Origin of the sequence: Halomonas sp., assembly GCF_041689495.1 — a bacterium.
Taxonomy (GTDB): Bacteria; Pseudomonadota; Gammaproteobacteria; order Pseudomonadales; family Halomonadaceae; genus Halomonas.
Genome location: NZ_JBDNGD010000533.1, coordinates 1 through 1,544, shown reverse-complemented (window position 1 = coordinate 1,544; position 1,544 = coordinate 1). Strand labels below are relative to the sequence as shown.

At 64.1% G+C, this 1,544-nt stretch carries 1 protein-coding gene; it reads right to left on the bottom strand.

Going from position 1 to position 1,544, the window contains the following annotated elements; translation table 11 throughout:
* Window positions 1–13: 13 nt before the first annotated feature.
* A complete protein-coding gene (locus ACESMD_RS15590; RefSeq protein WP_372614769.1) occupies window positions 14–1,453 on the bottom strand; it encodes an IS66 family transposase in 1,440 nt (479 codons plus the stop codon).
* Between the last annotated feature and the right edge of the window lie 91 nt (window positions 1,454–1,544).

Below are 1,544 nucleotides of genomic sequence, written 5' to 3'. Positions count from 1 at the left end.
GTAACTATTCAGTTCATGCGGCCTGATCGTCTTCAACTGGCCGCATGAAGTCCGGCGTCTGACCCGCGAACAGCTGCTCCAACGCCGCGTGGGCGGAGAGCCCTTGTTTGATGGATGTCGACAGGAAGCTGCGCATTCGACAGAAGATCTCGGCCCCTTCCCAGGCCCGAAAGCAGCCCGAGATCTTCTGCTGGACCTTGGTCATGCGCAGGTCGCGTTCACCCTGGTTGTTAGTGAAGGGCACGGCGGGGTCGTCAAGAAAACGCAGCACGTCGTCCTCGTACGCCTGGAGGCGTTCGAGCAGGTTTCGTGCCTTGCTGCGTTTGACGCGCCCGCGTGTCCCCGGCGGCGGCTTGGCCGGTGGCGGGCACTCGGCTTCGCCCTCCGTCAGGCAGTGACGGTAGCGTTGTCGCCACTGGGCGGCAACGCGGGCAGGCAAGGCGCCTTCCGCCTTGTCGACCGCGTCATTCATGGCCACCAGCAGATCATGCAGCTGCAGCGCCCAGCGCTGCTGCTCCTTTTCCCAGACACCGGTCAGCTCACGCAGGTGATGGGCGTTGCACAGCGCATGCTGGCACTGCGTGTAGCGGTAATAGGGCTTCCAGTGATCGTGTACCAGCACGCCGGTCACGTAGGGCAGGATGCCGATGTCATTCATGGCCTCCTGGCCCCGCTTGGGATGCGGGGCCAGCCAGGTCAGCGTTTCGTTGGAGGCGCTATGCAGCCAGTAGCGCGTGCCGCCCACCTGCATGCCGGTCTCGTCGGCGTGAACGGTGCGGGCCTGTTGGAGGGCCGGCTTGACCCACTGTGCGAAGGGCTCGGCACGCTGGTAGGCCTCCTGGTTGAAGGCAAATAGCGTGGCGGTACTGAGTGACACACCGCACTGTGACTGCAGCAGGTCACGAATACGCGCGTAGGGCAGCAGTTGAAACTGGGAGAGATAGACCGCCTGCGTCTTGAGTCGCGAGCCGTACTGGATCGGCCGCGTCACGCCCTCGGGGAAGGGCGCCACGTAGCGCTTCCCCTGATCATCTTCCAGCACCTCGGCCTGGTATTCCGTGACCACGGCCTGGATGACAATGTCCTGGACCTGGCGTTTCTCGACGTCGACGACGTGATAGGTCTGCCCTTTGGACAGCCGCCGCCGATCCACGCGCAACGGGACGATCTCATCGGGCTCGGCCACCGGCGATAATGTGCTGCCTTCGTGGCCCGGCTGCCCGCCCGGGCGACGCTGGCCCGTGGCCCGTGAACGGCGCTGACGGTGGGGATCTTGCGAGGGCGGCTTGCTGCTGTTGCGGCTGCTGGTGGTCAAGCGGTCGGCCATGAGCTTGACCAGCAGCATCAGCACGTCGATGGCCGCCCGCAGGGAAGGCGAGACCGATGTATCTTCCTTGAGCTGCTGCCGGACCCGCGCCAGGGCGTCTTCGACATTGATATCGCTGATGGTCATGTCACCTGATGAGCCGCACGCCTGATGGACTGACTATGCCAGAGAAAACAGCCCGTTGGCGAGCCGCCTGGGAAATGGGCTGAATAGTTAC